This is a genomic window from Verrucomicrobiota bacterium, from assembly GCA_037139415.1.
GTDB lineage: Bacteria > Verrucomicrobiota > Verrucomicrobiia > Limisphaerales > Fontisphaeraceae > JBAXGN01.
The window spans coordinates 1-18,985 of the sequence record JBAXGN010000160.1 but is presented as its reverse complement, the minus strand read 5'-3'; the positions used below and the strand labels follow the sequence as shown (position 1 = coordinate 18,985).

Genomic DNA, 18,985 nt, shown 5'->3' with positions numbered 1-18,985 from the left:
GGTTAACAATAACTTCCGAGGCACCCTTCAAATAACTCGTAAACTGGGGCTAGGGCGAGGCTGCGGGGTAGCAACCCGGCATGCGTTTGCAAGAAAACCGTGAGCGCCCGGGCATAGGCGGCGGGATCCATCGCCCCAAGCAGGTCGTTGAGCGCGTCATAACCCGGCATCGTGAGCCGCCCACTTTGCTTGTCCCGCACAGCTAAGCCCAAGGCTTCCCGCTGGCTCTGGGTGAGGCAGGCTACTTTCCGCCAGATGTCGAGCACGTCGCGCGCTCCCATGAGCAATCCCAGCGCGATCAACCCAAGCATGGCGGCCAGCGGGTGACGTCGACTCGTGGCGCTGCGCGGGTCGGGCACTTCCCGAAAGGCATCCCGCAGGCTCCTGAGTTGGCTGACTTTGAGCGGGCTGCGCGCGCCGCCCCCCTCGCCCTCGGCTCCCTGGCAGGCTTGCGGCAATTCCCGCGCGCACATCAACACGCACGCTTTGGGGGCCAGTTCTTTAAGCCAGAGCTTCTTGGGTCGCCCATTCGGGACGTAAAAGTCGGTGTGATCCTGGGAGTAGCCTTTGGTCAGCCCGGCTTGCACCCAATTGGTCGCCTTGTACACGGTGCCCGCATGACTCTCCGGATCGCTAAAGCTTTCGGCCAGCAGTGGCCGATACCCGTGTTGGCTTTCCCACTGGCTGACTAATTCACGCATCCCCGCCCCCAGGCACTGGCTGGCCAAGTTCGGTCGCCGCGTCGCTTCCAACACCAAAAAACGCCGCAGTTGAACCACGAGCTTCAACCGCTTGGAACGCGTCACCGCATCCCAGCCCACCGTTTCATCCCGCGCCTTCAAATGCCAGGCCGCCGCACACCACACCAGCACCGCCACCAAGCGCCCGTCCTGTCGCACCAGCTGACAGAGCCGGTCGCCAGCTTCCCGCCCCGCCCCCAACCCGTGCTCTCGTCCCAGCGCCGCCTTGGCCTGACGCCAATCCGACGCGGAATGTGCCACGGTGACTTCGATGGCGTCCAAGCGCTCCGCTTTGGACGTGCTGCCGACCTCGCTATGCTTCTTCACAAGCCTATTCCAACATTTTCGGGGCCTGCTGTCTAGCGATTTCTTTTTCCCTATGCCTGTCGGCTTGTTTTGACTGCCAGCCAAACGCCCTGGGCGCTGCCATAAAATATATTCCTCTGAGTTGACGTTTTAATTCTAATGTGACAGCTTAGTGCCTTACGCATGCGCCCGGTTAAACATGTTCGTGCCGTCTCGTTTGATGTCGGCGGCACGTTGATTGGCACCAGCACCGCAGTGGGGGAAATATACGCCACTGTAGCGGCGGATTTTGGCTTGAAGGATCTGGATGCGGAATGGCTGGATCGCCAGTTCCTTGAAGTCTGGAAGCATAAGGTGGATTTTGACTATTCGCGGGCGAATTGGTTTGAACTGGTACGACGTACTTTTGGCGCCCGGAGTGCTGATCTGCCTGGTGAATTTTTTCCGGCGGTGTTTCACCGTTTTGGCGAACCGGATGTCTGGCGGATACACCCGGACGTGTTGCCGGTATTGGATGAACTGGCGGGAAAGGGGATTCCCATGGCCGTGGTTTCCAATTGGGATGACCGGTTGCGCCCATTGCTGAAACGTTTGGGGCTGGCCGGGTACTTTGAAACAATCATTCCCTCCTCTGAGGTTGCCTTCCACAAGCCGTCGCCGGTTGTATTCGAGGAAGTGGTTCGAAAACTGCGCATACCGCCGGAGCAGATTCTCCACATTGGCGACCATTACATCGAGGACGTAGAGGGAGCGCGTGGAGCCGGACTGCAAGCCGTTCAATTAGTGCGCAACGGCAAGGGGGCAGCCGAATACCATATCTCAGGATTGTGGGAAGTGCCCCCCTTGGTGGATTCGTCTGGAGATCGTTTGATTGAAATGCGGTCATTGTAGCACCGATATTTTGTGGTCTGACTCGACTTTTTTATGTGCCATCACGCATTTAATTTGGTCTGAAATACCATCCCTTGTGGATACTTGCAGGGCTTTCACAATAGGTAGTGTAGTCTGCCGGAAAATTAGCCAAGGTGTACATTGTGAAAAATTTCTGTAAATTTTAGTTGTCAAACGTGCATTTGGCCCCTAGTTTCCATCGAAATGCACCGTTTGGTGTGCTGAGCAGACTGGATTTGCTCACAATGCAACGCATTAAACGCAGTAAAACATAAAACGAAAATCGGAGGAACGATGATGAAGTATAATAAATGGACGCTTGGTCTGGCCGCAGTCGGCGTGGTCAGTCTGGCATCAGTAGTCAAAGCCGAAGAAAAGCTGAGCCCGATATTGGGCGCGGTATCATCCACCATTATCAGTGGGTACGTGGATACGTCCGCTGTATGGCGGCCGGGTAATCAGACGGCGGCCAGTTGGAGCACGCCTGGATTGATCGGGCAAGGTGCTGGTAACGCGGTTACCCAAAACAAGGCGGATGGTTTCAACCTGAACGTGGTAAAACTCGCCATCGAGAAGCCGTTGGATGAAAAAGAATGGGCTGCGGGATATAAAGGCGAATTGCTGTTTGGCCCCGATGCAGTCGGCTGGAACCCCTCGGCCAACGGAAACGCGACAACCGACTATGCCATCAAACAGGCGTATGTGGCATTGCGCGCCCCGGTGGGTAATGGGTTGGACCTCAAACTTGGCGTGTTTGATACCGTGGTGGGTTATGAATCCTTTGATAGTTGCGATAACCCCCACTACAGCCGTTCTTATGGTTGGAATATTGAACCGACTGAGCACACGGGTTTGTTGGCGAGCTATAAAGTCGCTGACGCGTTGACCATCAAAGGTGGAGTGGCCAATACGGCCGCCGCCGGTGTCAATGCCCGCCCGGTGCGTTTGGGTAACGCCAATGTGCAAGATACCGAGAAGACCTACATGGCCGCGATCGAACTGACCGCGCCGGAAAGCTTCGGGTTCTTGAAAGGTTCCAAATTGTATGCCGGCATTGTTGACGGTTTGGCTGGTGGCTCTACGGATACGACTTGGGTCTATGCCGGTGCGACACTGAATACTCCGCTGGAAGCTCTGACTTTCGGTGCGGCATTCGATTATCGCTGGGACGGCAAGATCAGCGGGCAATATGGCAGTGGCAAACATGCCATGGCCGTTGGTGCTTATACGAGCATCAAGCCGACTGAAAAGTTGAAGTTTAATGTGCGTGTTGAATATGCCAAGGGGACGGAGAGCACTTGGTACGTGGTGCCTGCGACGACGAGTGAAAAAGACAACGCGTTGCTGGGTGTGACCGGCACGTTGGACTATTCCCTCTGGGCCAACGCCATTACCCGGTTCGAAGCCCGCTATGATCGCGACCTGACCAACCTGCATCCTGGTCCGTTCGGTAACGGTGCAGCCTACAACGCCTATTTCGCCCTGAACGTCATCTACAAGTTCTAAGCGATTGGTGCTTGAAAATTCCAAACCCCTTCCGGTACAAACCGGGAGGGGTTTTTGTTTTGAAATTCCGATTTGAACCGCTTATAACACTCACATGTTGCCGACATTTTTAGTCTCTGGCGGGCCCTTGGTCTGGTTGTTGATGCTGGTGGGAGCGGTGTCGTTCGTCGTGTTTTTGGAGCGGGTGTTGATCTATCATCGCGAGCAGATCAATTGCACTGAGTTCTTGAGCGGCGTGCGTAATGTGTTAAAACGCGACAATATCGTGGAAGCAATTTCCATCTGTGACGCCACCCCTGGTCCGGTGGCACGCATGGTGAAGGTGGCCATCTTGAATCGCGATACCGGACGCACGCGCATTCAGGCGGTGCTGGCGGAAACCGGCGCGGTGGAGGTACCCCGTTTGGAGGAAAAACTCAGCATTCTGGCGACCGCCGCTCAGATTGCGCCGCTTTTGGGCTTGCTGGGCACGGTGCTCGCGATGTTGGGTATGTTTGGCGTGATGCAACGCCAGGGGATGGCCATTCATCCCTACGATTTCGCGCGTCACCTTTATGGTGGCCTATGCACCACCGCCATGGGCTTGGCGGTGGCCATCATCAATTACGCCGCGTATAATTATCTCGTCCGCCGGGTGGATTCCATCGTGCTCGATATGGAAAAAGCCGCCGCTGAGGTGCTGAACGCGTTGACCGAGAACTCGCGCACTCCATGATCAAGTTTCCGCGCAAAACCAAAATTTTTAAAGGCGAATTCCAAGCCGGACCGTTCGCGGCGGTGTTTCTTTGGTTTTTGGTCTTTTTAACGTTCAATACCGCCATTGTTTATATTCCGGGCTTGCCGCTCGACCTTGCGGAGGCCGGTCTGCGGCTGAATGCCAATCAAATGGCGAGTGTCCAGCTTCAGCCGGATGCCACCTTCCGTTTTAAAGCGGAGGAATTTCGCACGTTCGATCTGTTTGAAAATCGCCTGCGTGGCGAGGTGAAGACCAATGGATTAAAATTGTTGGTGCTGCAAGTAAATCCCGCCCTGACCAATCAGGAGGCGGCCCGGCGGATTGTCGAGGTGGCACGCGAGCTTAAATTGCTGGTGGATATGCCTGGCAGCAAAGTGGAGTTGCCCGTGACGGACAGTCTGATCGTGGCCACGAATCCAACGATCTCCGTGGTCATCAATCTGGCGGGGGAAGTGTACTTTCAAAGCCAGGTGGTTACGGATGGGCAATTGCGCGAGCGGCTGGCGGAGGCGATGCGGCAAATGGCACGCACGCCCTCGCTGATCGTGCTGGCGGATCGCACGGTCAGTTATGAGACGATCACGCGGGTGGGTTCCGTGGCACGCTTGGTTGGCATCACGCAGGTTATCCTGGCGGCCCGCCCGCCGTTGTTCGAGTCGGCAACTGAACCATGAACCCGCCCAGGCCAAGTTCCGGATGGTCACAGCGCATTTTTATCATGGCGGTGCTCGTGGTGTTTGGGGTGCATCTTACGCTGGCTTTGGTGCTTGGAGAGCGCATCAGCACTAATCCAATGACATCGCGCCCCTTTCACATGGTGCTGCCCCGGCCCGGTGCCATGACGCCGCCAATTTCGGACGCGCCCGACTACCCGGTTTTATTCGCGCTCGCCAACCGACATGGTTTTTCGCGGCAAGCCTGGCTGCAAGTGTCAGAGCAAGCGCATGTCTTTTATGAATGGACGGCGGGAGCCTATTGGCTGACCTTGAACCCTGAGCCCTTGGGCAGTCAGTTCGTCGCCTATGTGCAACAGCAGGCCGGGCGCCGCCACGACGAGGTGGAGAAAACCACGCCGGCCTTGACCGAGATCACTGCGGAATCCGAAATGGAACTGCTGCCCAACTGCTCCCGACTGCATCTGACGAGCGAATGGACGGCACGCCGCTTACTGACGCAACCGCAGTTACCTTCCTGGCCAAACTCGGAGGTGCTCAAGTCCAGCGTGGTACTCGTTGGGGTGAGTGCGGAAGGGCACGTTGCCAATGCGGTGCTGGTGGCTGAGAGCGGATTGAAAACCGCGGATGCCACCGCGCTTGAATTGACGCGTCAACTGCGGTTTGACGCAACGCCGGAAACACTGTTCGTGTCCGGCCTCGCGGATGCGCGACCATTGCAATTTGGCCGGGTGGTCTTTCAATGGCTTACGGTGGCTCCAACCAATCAGGCGAACGTCAAACCCATTCCCTGACCATGCCGGCTGAAACGTTAATCATCCTATATCTGGTGCTCTGGCTGGGAGGACTGGCTTGGCTGGTATTTTACAGCGAACGCCGGCGTCGCCGTTTTGCGCCCACGCCGAGTGCGGATCATATCTTTCGCTGTCGCAAATGCGCCTACGTCTATACCGATGACGATGACGTGGATCGCTCCCGCTGCCCGCAATGCGGCTCCATGAATGAAGAAATCAAGTTTTAATAGTGTATGAATGTTACCATCCAGGGGAAAACCCGCCACCAACGCACGGTTACCTTTAACGCCTCCCAAAACGCAGTCATGCTGATTGAGCAACGCCTGCTGCCGCATGAATTCAAAATCGTCGCCATCCCGGATTATCGCGCCACGGCTCGGGCGATCCGAGACATGGTGGTGCGCGGCGCGGGCGCGATTGGCGCCACTGCGGCCTATGGGCTGGCGCAGGGCGTGCGTGCCTTTCGGGGCCGGGATATGGCGCGCTTTGCAGCCCACGTCGAGCAGGTCTTTCAAACCATCCAGGAAGCGCGTCCCACCGCAGTAGATCCGGTGAACGCCATGGTCCAAGTGCGTCGATCCATGGCGGCCGGACAAACGGTAGTGGGACAACAAACCCTGGCTTTGCTCGCCGCGGAAGAGTTTGCCCGCGAAGATGAGGCGCACTGCGAGGCCATCGGCAAACACGGCGCCAAACTGATCAAAAACGGCATGCGGATTCTGACGCATTGCAATGCCGGTTGGCTCGCCTTTGTGGACGTGGGCTCGGCCACCGCGCCCATCTATGCCGCCCAGGCGCAAGGACGCAAATTTCACGTCTTCTGCGATGAAACCCGGCCCCGCTCGCAGGGCGCTTCCCTGACCGCGTGGGAATTGGCGCAACAAGGCGTTTCGCATCAGGTCATCGCGGACAACGCCGCCGGACACCTGATGCAGCGGGGCGAGATTGATTTGGTCATCGTGGGCAGCGACCGCACCCTGGGCCGCACGGGAGAAGTGGCCAACAAGATTGGCACCTACACCAAAGCTGTGCTGGCTAAACGCCATCGCATTCCATTCTACGTGGCCATTCCACTCTCCACGATTGATTGGAACATGAAATCCGGCTTCGATATTCCGATTGAAGAACGGGGCGAGGACGAAGTGCTGGGCGCATGGGGCATGGTGAGGCAGATGATGGTGCGCGGGGCGTTGCGGCAAACGCCCCGCGGTGGACGCGCCTACGTCCGTGTCGCCAACCCGACCAGTTCCGCTCGCAATCCGGGCTTCGACGTGACCCCGCCGGACCTCATCACTGGCATCATCACCCCGGCGGGCATTTTTAAACCGCAGGATTTGTGGCGTAAACGCAAGCAGCTTGGCTGGTCGGTGTAAACGGACGGATCAGAGTCCTGAATGAGCAGGCTGGCGGCGCTGTTAACGGAGCGTCACTTCCACTGCGCCTTGCTGGTGCGACAGTCGCAGTGTAATTGTCCCGGTCTTCTCATCCCAGCGCGCTTCCTTGGCCGCCGTGGCGGGCTCGATTTGCCACTCCAGCTTGCGTGTGCAGCCAATCGTCACCTCGGTGTCGCGTTCGGGATATTCCGTGTTTGCCTGCAACCACAACCGGCGCCCCTGGTCCTCGATTTTGCCGACCAGATAGGCGTGCGGTCCGACTTTGCCCGCGAGCTTGGTGAACGAACCGGTGTTTAACGGCAGTGAGTATGATTCGGTCACGTCCTCGTTCTCGCGCGTATTTTGCACCGTCACCGTGTCGCCAATGCGGCACACCAGCGCGTCCCCCTTGTATGACGCCGGGTACGCGGCGTCGAATACGCGTTTCACTTGCGCGACCTCCTGAAGTTGCGAGACGGGCAGGCTCTGCACATTCGCCCCGAGCGAAACCTTCCCCTGCGGCAACACCGGGATATAGTAATAGCGGCCGGTGTTCGGGAAGAACTCCCAGAGCTGGCCGTCAATGTTGCCCATCTTGCGAAACCCGTAGGTGGCTGCGTAGAGCGGGCCGTACTCCACATAGTGCGGCCAGGCTTTGCCATCGCCACCGCCTTTGATGTCATTATAGACCGCGAGCTTCACCTTTTGCAGCACCTGCTCCTTGGTGGGGATCAACTGATGCTTGATCGTGCCGCGAATGAGCGGAACGACAAACCGCTTGAACGTGTCGGTGGTTTTGCCGGTGGTGTCCCAGATGGCGGGAGGCCACTGGCCCCAGCGTTCGGCCTCCTTCGGGCTGAACATCAGCGTCTGACCGTCCAGGCTGTAAATGCCGCAGCCGCGACTGATGCCCATGACGAAGTTCAAAGTCCAGAAAATGCGCGGCATGGTTTTCAGCACGCCTGTCCGCTCACCCGCGCAAACACCGAGCCCGTTGAAACCGGCGTTCTGCCAGTAGAACCCGCCGTCCTCCCACGCGCCGTGCTGATGGGAAACGCCCCCCAGCCACAAACCCATGGCGCAACTTTGCGAGTAGAACTGGCGCCGGATGATGTTGTTCTTTTGCGAGAAGACCAGCCAGGGGCCGAACTCGCGCACGAATGCGCCCTGCTTGTCCATTAGGTCCTGCCATTTGTCGTCTTTGTACGTGCCATCGGCTTCGTGGTAAAACCTGCCGTACTTGGCGCATATCCGCGTCATGCGGCGGTAGTAGTCCGCGTCGCCCGTCTCTTTGCCCTTGCCGCGCGCCTCGTCCGATAACCCGCTCAAGGTCTCGCCCCCTTGGATGCCGAGAAAGTTCGGCATATGCTGGCAAACCCATTCCAGGTCAGCCAGGCTGAGCCAGGTCGGCGGATGGCTGCGAATCAGGAAGCCGCACGGCAGTTTCTCCACGCCGCGCATCCCGTCCGCAATGTTGAGATTCTTGCTGACAAAACACTCAACAATAACAGCGGTGAACGGCGCAATATCCGCCGGGATGTCGGTCTGAAAGTTGGCGTAATCGGTGACCTTCGATGCCTCGATCGTGAATAGCGGCGAGTTGGCGGTCAGCGTCCGTTTCAGGGGCTGGGGCGCATAATCCCGGTTGACAGTGAAACTGCGTGTCTCGGACCACGCACCCGCCAGATTGCCTTTGACGCCGCGCATTCGCCAGTACCACCGGCCCGGCTTCGGCAGCGTATCGGCCGGTGGCAGATACCATGGCGTGTCGCGACTGTCTGAAATGCGCACCCCGGTGGCTGGCGCAAAGCCTGGCGATTGCGACCATTGCAAATCGAAATCCACCACCATGGGGATTGGCGCCCAGCGGAACATGGTGGCGATGTCGGTAAAGGACGCGTCCGGCATCGGTGAAATCAGTTGGGGCGAAACCGGCAGTACCTCTGTAATCGCTAGTTTCGTGACACGCGCTGTGCCGGATGCGGTGATGGCCAGGATAAACGGCAGCTCGTCGGGCTTGCCCATGGGTTGGTTCAGATCAAAGTCGTATTCTCCCGGCTTGCCAGCCTTGAACAGCGTGACGGGCTTTTTGGAGCCAGACATGGGCAGCGCGGAAATTTCCATGGCGTCCGATGGGGAACCGGCTGCGACAGTCAGGTGTCCCTGGAAGTATTTGTTAAAATCCATCCGTAGCGCGGCTTGGCGCACCGCGCCATTGGTTTGCAGCAGGCGCAGCGTGTTGGCGTCGCCGCCCAAACCAGTCACGGTCTGGGGATGAATCGCCTCGCCACCCACAAATACCGCGCATGGGGGCGACAGCCGTGGCAGCTTGCCTTTTTGCAGGGCCTGCCAAAGATCCACCGTCTGGCGGAACACGCTCACTCCGGTTTGCTCAATGAGAAATACAAAGCCGTTGTCGAGCGCCTCGTGCGGCTTGACCAGGAACGGAAACTGACCTTGCACCGGATCAATGAAATTACACTGGAAACCGGAGGCGCCGCAGCCCCAGATCATGGAGCCTTGGCCGACCTTGCCGGGCGTGGGCAGCAGCGTGGACATGCCGACCCCGCAGCCAGTGGCTGGCGATTCCATGCTGATACGGCAGAGTTGGCCAATCCAGGCCGGGCGGGTTTCGCCGCCATTGATGTCCGCCTGGATGGGGGATTTCTTGCGTTCCAGCAACGGCCCCACCATCAGTTCCTTGCTCCAGCGGCCCTTGACGCCATCGCCGCTGCCGGCGTACGCCACCCATAGCGGTTTATCGCTGTCATTTTGCCAGCGCACCCGGCAGATCAGGAGCGGCAGACCCGGCACCAACTCGAACGTTTCAACGACCGTCATGTCTTTGGCGAAACCACCCAGCCGCCGGACGATTCGGATGGCGGGTTGACCGTCCGGTGTGACCGCCGCGTCGCACTTTTCCTGGACCGAATCGGCATATTGAACCAGCCAAAGATCCTTGGGGCTGATGTTCATGATCCGGCCGCGGTTCTGGTTATCAATCCAGAAATCCAGCGCGCCGTCTTCGATCACGGTTGCCTTCCCGGACTCGAATCCGAGGTTCCAGCCTTTCTTGCCGAGGGCAAATCGGAGAACACCGTTCTTCATGCCTTCCGGTTTCGCCTCCGCCAACTGCGCCTCCGTCCACCGTTCCGCCCGCTCCGCCACCAGATCGAGCCGTGACGTGGCCGGCAGGGAGACGTAAATACGCAGGACGGCGCGGCCATCTTCCGTGCCCCGGGTCATCGGGATGGTTTGCGCCTGATCCACCCGGCGGACGTGCAGCGGAGTACCGGCTGGCACTCCAAGTTTCTGGCACAACAGCGCCTCCTCCAGCGCCACCGCCGTGGCATGCACCGGCAGGGGAGAATAATTGATGAGGCTGACGGGAACGCCGGGCCCAGTGCTGGCCGCGTCAGCTTGCATCGCGAACACTGCGCAGGTGAGGAATATATAATTGATACTCTTGCCGGTGATTCGTTTCATATGATTGCAATATTCTAGGGCATCCAAACCGGCTGTAACTCTCGAAGCGCGGGCGTGTAAGAACCGTCATCTGTGTGCAACGTCGCTTCAATCTCAACTTCATCTCCCACCGGTAATTGATCGGCCAGTGCTGTATCAAACCATGCTGTCCAGCCACCGTCGGCGGTGCGCATTCGCACCCGGCACTTCACCGAACAGGCGGTGGGCACGTCCGCAGCCATTCTGATCCTCGCGATCTTCTTCGTTCCATTCGGATGGCGAAAGACCGTCCGGACGATCCCTTCCCGCTCATACAGAACCCGCTGCCGTTGTTGCAGCCAGGGGCGAAATCCCACAAACTCTTTCGGCCCACCTGCGGTTTGTCCGGGCGGCTGCGTAAAAGCCTCGACAATGTGGTGCGGCACATCCAACGGGAGGAAATCCGGCTCATAGATTTCCGTGTACGCCACCTCAAATTCCTGGGCCAGTTGGATCAAGCCAAGCCAATCGCCTTGTGGCACCCACTTGCCGCCCGCGTTGCTGCCGAGCGCCTGCAAACCCAGATTCAGATGCCCAAGCGCCGCGCGCAGATCGCGCTCATGATCCCATGCAATCGTGGGCCGGTTCTCTGGCTGCTTCAGCCCCCAACCATTGGATTGGGCGTAGAAGTACGGGCTGCGTTTGCCTAACCGCGCGGTGATGTGGCGCGTCAATGGTCCAAGAAAGTCAATGACCCGGGTGGTGGGATACTCCCCGGTGTAGGGCAGTTCCGCGACTTTTCCTTTCAGGCAAAATTCCTCAATCAGCACGTCGGCCTGTTCAATCATGCCTTGGATGAATTTCTCCTGCGTGTATCCGGGCGGCAGCGGCGACGTCATTCGCGGATGAAAAATCTCATCCCAAGGGCCTGCCGACCAGGTGCCATGATACACCGTCACCAGCGGTTCATCCTGGTACCGCTCATACATCGCCCGGTACATCTGGCGCAACTGTTTGAGAAACTCCGGATTATCGAACGGCATGGGTGCGTGGAGCGGCGTTTGCCAATTGCCAGGCTCCGGACGCGTGGTGTCGTAGTAGCGGACTCCCGCCGACTCAAACCATTTGGGGCAATGGCGTCCCCCCATCGTGCGAATCTGGAGCGTGCGATGCGCCCCCGGATGTGCCGCGTTGTATTTTTTCACCTCGGTCAACATGCGGTCGAATGGTTCCCAGTTGAATACCTGATCCTGCCGCTCGAACTCCGCCCACGAAACCCGCACCGATGCCGCGTCCACCCACGGAATGTCATTGAACGTCTGGACGGTGGCGTCTTTCCACCGTCCGCCTTGCAGAAACACCACCCCTTCCACCTTTGGCCCTGGGGACAGGGTGAAGTTGCCGTTCGTTTCAATGACGTTGGTGAGCCCAATATGGGACGCTTGGGAAACGGTCGCCTGACTTGCCGGCGGGAACGTGGTCGCTGCCCACCACAGCGTGGCAACCAGTGTGGTGTTCAGACCGTATAAAAGGCCACGCTTCATTGATGTTCAACCGCGAGCGTGCGACCTCGCCCATGCAGCATTCGGGGTAGTTTTGTGAAAGCTCCAGTCCATGGTTATTCCCGGACGGGAAAATCCATTGGCCGATCGCGGTACCAGTGCTTTTACCGAGTTCTTCATTTATTGTAAATCACTGTCGGTAGCGCAAAATAGATTTTCCCAGCCATCTTGCGGCGGGTGGGGTCGAGTAACAACGGACAATCCAGTTGCAGTTCGCCTTGCGGTATGCCGTTGTTTGCACCGCCCCAGTAGCCGGCGTGCTTGAAGTCGCTTAGGTCAAAGGTTACCCAACGCCAGCCGGTCCAGTCCAGGTTGGGGCCGCCCGGTTGGAACGTTTGGCCGGTGCTGTCGGCCACGCGTAGTCGCAAGCCTGCGCCGGAGTTGTCTCCATAAACCCACAGGCCGAGCGCCGAGGGACGTCCGGGAAGGGCGACCTTTTTAGGTTCCTGTGGCGCACAGCGTACAAAGCGCCAGCCTTCCTCGAAGCGATAGTTCAGTTGAAAGGCTTTTGCGCCGGGACGTTCGCCAGCACCGGGCGCGTCCTGGAGGGTAATGCTGGATTGCCCGCCGATCTTTGCATCGCCATCCAGTTTGGCCTGGAACGCGGCGATGGTCAGCGGCTTGAATTTTTGAGAGGGTAATTCGGCAATCACGCGGCCTTGCGTGTCGAGTACTTGCCCGGCAGCGGCATCGAATTCTCCAGTGGCTGGGAACGACAGGAAGATGGCCGGCTCGGGATTGGCGGCGGAAATCGTCAGCGGTTGGTTGACCTGGCCGAGGCGCACCGTCCCTTGGAAGTTGCCGCGCGTGGGGTTGCTCACGGAGAGCCTCATGCCACGTTCCGTCGGGGCGAGAATGAAATCCAGCGGATTGGTTATGGTGAATTCGCGTTCTTCTTCCCAGCGACGAGTTCCGGTGGAACCGGTGGCCGCACCGTCTTCCACCAGGTAAACGACCACGCTCACAGGCAATTTGGCCGGCGAACGCTGGAGCACGGTGGCTGTGGCGGTGAGGTTGGCGGACGCATTGGGCGGCAGCACAGTTGGCTTGAGCGGTGCGCTCTGGATGCCATTGCCTTCAAGCACTACCCTGGCTTGCAGCGGGCGGCTGCCATGCGGATTGCGAATGCGCACCGTCACACGCAGGGCGTCTGCCGCGCCGGCCTCGATCAGGCTTGGGACGGGTTCCACGATCTGCCACGAAGCGCCGGACATCAGCAGGGGGCTTGGCGCCTGGAGTGTGACATATTGGGGCAGGGGGCCTAACGCGAGTTGCAGGTGCCGGCCTTGCAGGCGGACGGGCAGCACCTGGCCGTCCCAGGTATGCGCGCTGAAATTGCCGGTCGAATCCAGCCCGGTCTCCAGGGGCACGGTATGCTCCGCTCCCATGGTCCACGCGGCGAGTTTCTGATCGCCCTTGGCATTGACGAGCAACAGAACGTAATCCGCCTGATTGGTGAGGTTCAGCCGCCGGGCGATGCGATAGCCGGTGAGTTCCTGGGTCATGGCGCGCACCGCGAGGTAGGCCGGCTTGGGATGTAGATTATTTGATACGGTGCCGAAGTTGTGCTCGTTATAGGCGGGGTCGAGACCGTCATTTTTCCAATCGTACCAGATGGAAATGGGCACGCGCTGATACAGGTTGGCGAGTTGTTGCCGCACAATGAACGCAGCCTGGGTATCCAGTGACACGCCTTTGTCGTGGCTGGCGTAACCCCATTCGCCGCTGATGACGGGCACGGGCGTTTTGCCAGCGGGCAGGTAACGCGCGATCAAGCCGCGCAAGCGCGCATAATCCTCCGCGGCCGTCTCGGGTGATTTACTGTAGTTGCGGTAGGGATGCACGCTCACGGCGTCCAGATATTCCAACAGCCCAACCTTGAACATGCCTTCCAGGAAGTTCCATGGGAATTCGGAAGAACCCGGAGCGATGATGGTGGCATTCGGATCAGCCTGGCGGACGGCTTTGGCGGTGGCGAGCGCCAGGGCAGCGTATTGGGTCACGTCCGGTTTGGGTTTCCAGAATGAGATATTGGGCTCGTTCCAGATTTCCCAGACAATGCGGCGGCCTTGAAAATGTTTGGCGGCGGCGGCAGCCCAGCGGGCAAAGGCCGCGACGCTTTCCGGATGCTGGGGCGAGGCGGTGTCCTTGTGGTCCTTGCCCGTGTGGCTATCCCGTACCGAAATGGCCTCCTCGTACAACCCATTCGAGTAGTCGAAAATATAAATGCCGCGCATCCCGCGCTTTTCCAGGTTGGCGGTCAATTCGTCATACGCGGACCAATCGTACTCGCCCCGTTTGCGCTCGGTGCCGGCCCAGGAAAAATCCATGCGGATGAACTTGAACCCTGCCGCCGCGATCAGATCCAGGTCCTTCTCGCGCCCTTTGGTGAAATGAATATTCACGCCCACACCGGCGGGGAGCACCGCTTCGGGAAAGTCTGCCGCTAATACGCCCGCACCCGCCATCAAGGCCAACGCGGCTATGCCACTGCGATAAATGTTTGTCATGGGGCGAGCTTAAACATGCGGGCAGCGTAAAGTCGAGTGGGACCTTCGACTTCGTCCTCGTCTACGGGGCAGGGGACTCTCGGTTTATTGTCCCAGCAGCGTTTTCAACAGCGCTTGCGGGTTGCGATAATCCGGGATCACCACATCGGCCCCCACGCCCGTCAAACGCGTGCGTTTCCATTGGTCAATATTGCCCGCGCCGTTATGCGCTTCATCGCTGGCCACCGCCACTGCCAATCCGCCGACTTCCTTGGTGTTTTCGATTTCCACATAGCCATCGCCAAACGCCAATAATCGTTCGCCGGGGATATTATTTTCGCGCAGAATGCGCTCGATGACCATCTTCTTGGAGAAACTCTGGTAATTATCCAGGGCACCGTAGATGTGGGGGCCGAAATAGCGATCCACATCCAGCAGTTTGGACTCGCGCAACACAAACATCTCGTCCGTGCCGCTGGCGAGATACAGCTTCAGTCCACGCTGAACCAATTGCTCCAGCAACGCGCGCGACCCATGCAGCAGGAATTGATCCGGCGTGATCGCGCGGCTGGCCAGGCCATCCACCCGCTGGCGAATGCGTTCTTCCAGCCGGCGCAGATACTCATGCTTGTACCAGAGCGGTTCCCGCGGAACGCCGCCCCGCTCCTTGATTCGTTCCGCCAACTGGATCATTTGGTAAATCGTTTGTTTGCCGTTCAAACGCATGATGTCGTCATAGAGCATCTGACGCAACTCGGCCTCGGTTTCGCCCGCCCGCCGGGGCGTCATCTCTACAAACATCGGCACCATTACTTCCGGCCAGCCCTCCCGAATCAGCGAGAGCGTGCCGTCAAAGTCAAAAATCACATGGGTGATCTGCGGTCGGGGTTTAAATCCCGGCATCAGTTCAATGATCAAATCCTGTGTATCCGTCAACAACATGGCGCCGAGTAAAACCGTTCGGGCATGGGTGTGTCAATCCTATGCTCGTTCGCAGGTCTCGTCGCGCCAGGGTACAAACGCGCTTGGCACATTCCCGTGGCCACGTTATAAATGCCCGCATGAATTGCACATTGCGACTCAATCGCATTTCTCATGACCCAATTGTAACATCCTCACCGCGTAGCCGTCGAGGTCAGGAGACGGACAATTCCGCAATCCGCAATCCGAATTCCGAAATAGTTTGGGTTCCTCTCCTGGTCGCCTTGGTCGCCCTCTGCGTGTCCATGTCAGCGCTGAGCGCCGCCGAAGCGCGCCCCGGTTTGACGGTGGAACAGGGTGTGCTGTCGAAGGACGGCCAGCCGTATCGCGGTGTGGGTGTGAATTATTTCAGCGCCTTCCTGCGCACCGTCCTGCAACCCACCAATACCACCTATCGCGAGGGGTTTGCCGTTCTGGGCCAGCATAAAATCCCCTTCGCACGATTTGCCGCGTGCGGCTTCTGGCCGTCCGATTGGCAATTGTACCAGACCAACCGGGCGTTGTACTTCAAGCTGCTGGATGACGTGGTGCGGACGGCTGAGGAAAACCACGTGGGCCTGATCCCCTCGCTTTTCTGGCGCGTGGGCACCTTATGCGAACTCGCCGGCGAACCGCACCGCGCCTGGGGCGATCCGGCCAGCCAGACCCACCAACTCATGCGCCGCTATACCGAGGAAGTGGTGACGCGCTACCGCCTTTCCCCCGCGATCTGGGGCTGGGAATTTGCCAATGAATTCTCGTTGGACGTGGATTTGCCCAACGCCAAACAACTATTGGAGAAGCATAAAGCCATGCCCCGTCTGGGCGTACCCCAGGGCACCGAGGCCGATCTGCTTTCCGCCGCCATGATGGTCACCGCCTTGCAGGAATTCGCCAAGACGGTGCGCAAATTCGACACGTATCGCCTCATTATCAGCGGCAACTCCGAGCCGCGTCCGGGCGCTTGGCACAACACCGCCGAAAAAAGCTGGACCACGGATACCCGCGAACAATTCATGCAAGTCCTGGCCCGGGACAACCCCGATCCCATCTCCACCCTCTGCGTTCACGTTTATCCTTCCAAGGACAAGCGTTTCTCCAAGGAACACCCTGCCAGCCAGCTCGACGTGCTGCGCGCCATGATGGCTGCCAGCCAGCAAACCCGTAAGCCATTATTCGTCGGCGAATTCGGTGCCAGCAAGGAACTCGGCCCGGAAGCGGAACGGCAAACCTTTGGCGCGTTGTTGGGCGACCTTCAGACGGCGGGGGTGCCATTGGCTGCGCTCTGGGTCTTTGATTTACCCGCGCAGAACAAAGATTGGAACGTCACCGCCACCAATGAGCGCGCCTACATGCTCAAACTGGTCGCCGAAGCCAATGTCCGCACCCGGTGAAGCAGGGCCAGCCAAGGCAGGGTCATAAATTGCGGAATGCCGAACCCTTGAATTCGGAATGCGGAATCTGGGTATGCACTTTATTTCCCTAACCCCCATCTGTTGTGGATGGGAACTTCGTGAGTGATCGGCCACCGACCAGTTCCTTGCCGGTCACGGGTGGCAAGGCGACTGCTTGTTGCAGCAGGCGGTAGAAGAGCAGACCGCGCGAACCCGAAGTGCGCCGGTTGAAGCGAAAGGTGAACTCGTCCAAGTAATAGTCCAAGTGTGCCGGACGGACGGCTCCTTGGTGCGTGCCCAACAGCCATCGCTTGAGCAGGGAGGCGATGAGGTTGACCCGGGGCAACAAGTTGGGCGAGCGGTGGACGAATAGTTTGGGGATGGCGTTTGCGCCGGTGGCGGGGACGAAGGTGTTGTTTGGCATCTGGGACGTGCGGGTGCAGGATTACCAGCAATATGCCGAGGCGAATCCCGGAGTGGATGAAGCGTGGAGGAATCCCGGATTTGCCCAAGCTGGCACGCATCCAGTGGTGAATGTGAGTTGGGCCGATGCCAAGGCGTTTTGCGCGTGGCTGACCAAGAAGGAACAAGGAGAGGGGAAATTGGCGGCGTGGCAGGAGTATTGGTTGCCAACGGACGCGGAGTGGAGCTATGCGGTGGGGATTGGGGATAAAGAAGGGAATGGCACGCCCAAGGACAAAGATATGAAGCTTAGCGATGTCTATCCTTGGGGAACGCAGTGGCCGCCGCCGAAGGGGGCGGGGAATTACAGTCAATCACTTGAGGTGGACAGCTACCAATATACCGCATCCGTAGGGAGTTTTCCAGCCAATCAATACGGGCTGTGTGATATGGGAGGGAATGTCTGGCAGTGGTGCGAGGATTGGTATGATGCGGACCAGAAATTCCGGGTGTTGCGGGGCGGGGCGTGGAGCGGCGATGATTCCTTGTATCTACTGTCGTCTTACCGTGTCGACCGTACGCCCGGCTATTTGGACCGCGACAACGGGTTTCGGTTGGTGGTGGCGTCGGCGACTCAATCAACCACCATCGCCAGTTTGGTTGTCCCGACAAACGTCCCGCAGAGTTCTGAGCCGACCACGACGCAGGAAGTTAAATCCCCGCCTTTATCAAAGGTTGCGACAGCCACCAAAGAGCACCCTTGGACCAATAGCATCGGTATGCCATTTGTTCCGGTGCCGGGAACGAAGGTATTGTTTGGCATCTGGGATGTGCGGGTGCAGGATTACGCGGTGTTTGCGAGCGCGACGGGGCAGAGTTGGGAGAAACCTTCATTTCCGCAAGGGCTGGATCATCCAGCGGTGATGGTAAGTTGGGACGACGCCAAGGCATTTTGCGCGTGGCTGACCAAGAAGGAGCAAGGGGATGGGAAGTTGGGAGCCGGGCAGGAATATCGGCTGCCCACGGATGCGGAGTGGAGTTATGCGGTAGGCATCGGGGATAAAGAAGGAAACGGTACGCCCAGTGATAAACGCGGCAAACTCCAAGGTGTCTATCCGTGGGGAACGCAATGGCCGCCGCCGAAAGGGGTGGGGAATTATGCGCAATCGTTGCAGGTGGATGATTTTGAGTACACCTCGCCGGTGGGGAGTTTTGGAACCAATCAATTTGGGTTGTACGATATGGGCGGGAATGTGTGGCAGTGGTGCGAGGATTGGCATGATACCGATCAGAAATACCGGGGATTGCGGGGCGGGTCGTGGGACGACTATGTTTCCAGGTTTCTGCTGTCGTCTTACCGTTACGACGTTACGCCCGACGGTCGGGGCAGCTTCAGCGGGTTTCGGGTGGTGGTGGGGCCATAATTGCGGAATTCGGATTGTGGAATACCGGACCGATGTATGGTCTTATCTGTGTCCATCGGTGTTTATCGGTGGTTTATCGGTGGTTTATTCCCCGGTTTGTTTACTGCGGATTACTCGGATGTCATGGGTGAAAACCAGCCCATTTCGGATTTCGGAATACCGGTTGAAATCCAAAGCGGTGCCGCCTGCCGCGGGGAAATTCGCCGCCCCCTGAGCCGTTTTCCCCTGCCCCCGAGGGTTTTGTAAATATAATTGTGTAAATGTTTTTTTGTTTTGTTTTTGTTGTTTTG

Annotated in this window: 15 protein-coding genes and 1 pseudogene; 9 read left to right on the top strand and 7 right to left on the bottom strand. The window is 58.5% G+C overall.

Features of this window, described 5'->3' with window-relative positions:
• Positions 1-2: 2 nt before the first annotated feature.
• A complete protein-coding gene (locus WCO56_22620) occupies positions 3-1,151 on the bottom strand; it encodes a Druantia anti-phage system protein DruA (protein ID MEI7732383.1) in 1,149 nt (382 codons plus the stop codon).
• A gap of 78 nt (positions 1,152-1,229) precedes the next feature.
• Here WCO56_22620 and WCO56_22615 point away from each other — a divergent pair, with 78 nt between their 5' ends.
• The 7 genes from WCO56_22615 (at position 1,230) to mtnA (ending at position 7,020) form a co-directional block, all read left to right on the top strand.
• On the top strand, positions 1,230-1,937 hold the full coding sequence (locus tag WCO56_22615; protein ID MEI7732382.1) for an HAD-IA family hydrolase: 708 nt from the start codon (positions 1,230-1,232) through the stop codon (positions 1,935-1,937).
• Positions 1,938-2,231: 294 nt separating this feature from the next.
• The gene (locus WCO56_22610) at positions 2,232-3,443 is read left to right on the top strand and encodes an outer membrane beta-barrel protein (protein ID MEI7732381.1); all 1,212 of its coding nucleotides are present in this window, start codon (positions 2,232-2,234) and stop codon (positions 3,441-3,443) included.
• Positions 3,444-3,537: 94 nt separating this feature from the next.
• On the top strand, positions 3,538-4,158 hold the full coding sequence (locus WCO56_22605) for a MotA/TolQ/ExbB proton channel family protein (protein MEI7732380.1): 621 nt from the start codon (positions 3,538-3,540) through the stop codon (positions 4,156-4,158).
• Positions 4,155-4,853, top strand: a complete 699-nt coding sequence (locus tag WCO56_22600) for a biopolymer transporter ExbD (GenBank protein MEI7732379.1) — start codon at positions 4,155-4,157, stop codon at positions 4,851-4,853. The genes WCO56_22605 and WCO56_22600 overlap by 4 nt, the downstream gene beginning before the upstream one ends.
• Positions 4,850-5,647, top strand: coding sequence for a hypothetical protein (locus WCO56_22595; GenBank protein ID MEI7732378.1), 798 nt, complete (start codon positions 4,850-4,852; stop codon positions 5,645-5,647). The genes WCO56_22600 and WCO56_22595 overlap by 4 nt, the downstream gene beginning before the upstream one ends.
• Positions 5,648-5,649: 2 nt before the next feature.
• Positions 5,650-5,874 carry a hypothetical protein gene (locus WCO56_22590; protein MEI7732377.1) on the top strand — a complete coding sequence of 75 codons (225 nt, stop codon included), beginning with the start codon at positions 5,650-5,652 and terminating at the stop codon, positions 5,872-5,874.
• A 6-nt stretch (positions 5,875-5,880) separates the two neighbouring features.
• Positions 5,881-7,020 (top strand): S-methyl-5-thioribose-1-phosphate isomerase, encoded by a 1,140-nt coding sequence (mtnA, locus tag WCO56_22585; GenBank protein ID MEI7732376.1) that lies wholly within the window; start codon positions 5,881-5,883, stop codon positions 7,018-7,020.
• Positions 7,021-7,062: 42 nt separating this feature from the next.
• On the opposite strand, the gene WCO56_22580 is transcribed toward mtnA, so the two are convergent.
• The 4 genes from WCO56_22580 to WCO56_22565 all read right to left on the bottom strand — a co-directional run bounded on the left by WCO56_22580 (position 7,063) and on the right by WCO56_22565 (position 15,457).
• Positions 7,063-10,506, bottom strand: a complete 3,444-nt coding sequence (locus WCO56_22580) for a hypothetical protein (protein MEI7732375.1) — start codon at positions 10,504-10,506, stop codon at positions 7,063-7,065.
• A gap of 14 nt (positions 10,507-10,520) precedes the next feature.
• Positions 10,521-12,008 (bottom strand): hypothetical protein, encoded by a 1,488-nt coding sequence (locus WCO56_22575; GenBank protein MEI7732374.1) that lies wholly within the window; start codon positions 12,006-12,008, stop codon positions 10,521-10,523.
• 134 nt (positions 12,009-12,142) lie between these two features.
• On the bottom strand, positions 12,143-14,536 hold the full coding sequence (locus tag WCO56_22570) for a cellulase family glycosylhydrolase (GenBank protein ID MEI7732373.1): 2,394 nt from the start codon (positions 14,534-14,536) through the stop codon (positions 12,143-12,145).
• Positions 14,537-14,620: 84 nt separating this feature from the next.
• Entirely contained in the window at positions 14,621-15,457 is an 837-nt protein-coding gene (locus WCO56_22565; protein MEI7732372.1) for an HAD family hydrolase, read from the bottom strand.
• Between the two features lie 284 nt (positions 15,458-15,741).
• Here WCO56_22565 and WCO56_22560 point away from each other — a divergent pair, with 284 nt between their 5' ends.
• Entirely contained in the window at positions 15,742-16,869 is a 1,128-nt protein-coding gene (locus WCO56_22560) for a cellulase family glycosylhydrolase (protein ID MEI7732371.1), read from the top strand.
• 88 nt (positions 16,870-16,957) lie between these two features.
• Here the strand turns inward: WCO56_22560 and WCO56_22555 are convergent.
• Positions 16,958-17,197 (bottom strand): annotated as a pseudogene (locus tag WCO56_22555) (transposase).
• Positions 17,198-17,249: 52 nt separating this feature from the next.
• Here WCO56_22555 and WCO56_22550 point away from each other — a divergent pair.
• Positions 17,250-18,695, top strand: a complete 1,446-nt coding sequence (locus tag WCO56_22550) for an SUMF1/EgtB/PvdO family nonheme iron enzyme (GenBank protein MEI7732370.1) — start codon at positions 17,250-17,252, stop codon at positions 18,693-18,695.
• A 110-nt stretch (positions 18,696-18,805) separates the two neighbouring features.
• Here the strand turns inward: WCO56_22550 and WCO56_22545 are convergent.
• Positions 18,806-18,985, bottom strand: a 180-nt coding sequence (locus WCO56_22545) for a hypothetical protein (protein ID MEI7732369.1), incomplete at its 5' end; no start/stop codon positions are given.

Bases quoted from the DNA above. Each gene is read 5' to 3' on its own strand.
- WCO56_22605 (MEI7732380.1), top strand. From the start codon at position 3,538: ATGTTGCCGACATTTTTAGTCTCTGGCGGGCCCTTGGTCTGGTTGTTG.
- WCO56_22565 (MEI7732372.1), bottom strand. From the start codon at position 15,457: ATGTTGTTGACGGATACACAGGATTTGATCATTGAACTGATGCCGGGA.
- WCO56_22575 (MEI7732374.1), bottom strand. From the start codon at position 12,008: ATGAAGCGTGGCCTTTTATACGGTCTGAACACCACACTGGTTGCCACG.
- WCO56_22550 (MEI7732370.1), top strand. From the start codon at position 17,250: ATGGCGTTTGCGCCGGTGGCGGGGACGAAGGTGTTGTTTGGCATCTGG.
- WCO56_22590 (MEI7732377.1), top strand. From the start codon at position 5,650: ATGCCGGCTGAAACGTTAATCATCCTATATCTGGTGCTCTGGCTGGGA.
- WCO56_22570 (MEI7732373.1), bottom strand. From the start codon at position 14,536: ATGACAAACATTTATCGCAGTGGCATAGCCGCGTTGGCCTTGATGGCG.
- WCO56_22580 (MEI7732375.1), bottom strand. From the start codon at position 10,506: ATGAAACGAATCACCGGCAAGAGTATCAATTATATATTCCTCACCTGC.
- WCO56_22595 (MEI7732378.1), top strand. From the start codon at position 4,850: ATGAACCCGCCCAGGCCAAGTTCCGGATGGTCACAGCGCATTTTTATC.
- WCO56_22600 (MEI7732379.1), top strand. From the start codon at position 4,155: ATGATCAAGTTTCCGCGCAAAACCAAAATTTTTAAAGGCGAATTCCAA.
- WCO56_22615 (MEI7732382.1), top strand. From the start codon at position 1,230: ATGCGCCCGGTTAAACATGTTCGTGCCGTCTCGTTTGATGTCGGCGGC.
- mtnA (MEI7732376.1), top strand. From the start codon at position 5,881: ATGAATGTTACCATCCAGGGGAAAACCCGCCACCAACGCACGGTTACC.
- WCO56_22560 (MEI7732371.1), top strand. From the start codon at position 15,742: ATGTCAGCGCTGAGCGCCGCCGAAGCGCGCCCCGGTTTGACGGTGGAA.
- WCO56_22610 (MEI7732381.1), top strand. From the start codon at position 2,232: ATGATGAAGTATAATAAATGGACGCTTGGTCTGGCCGCAGTCGGCGTG.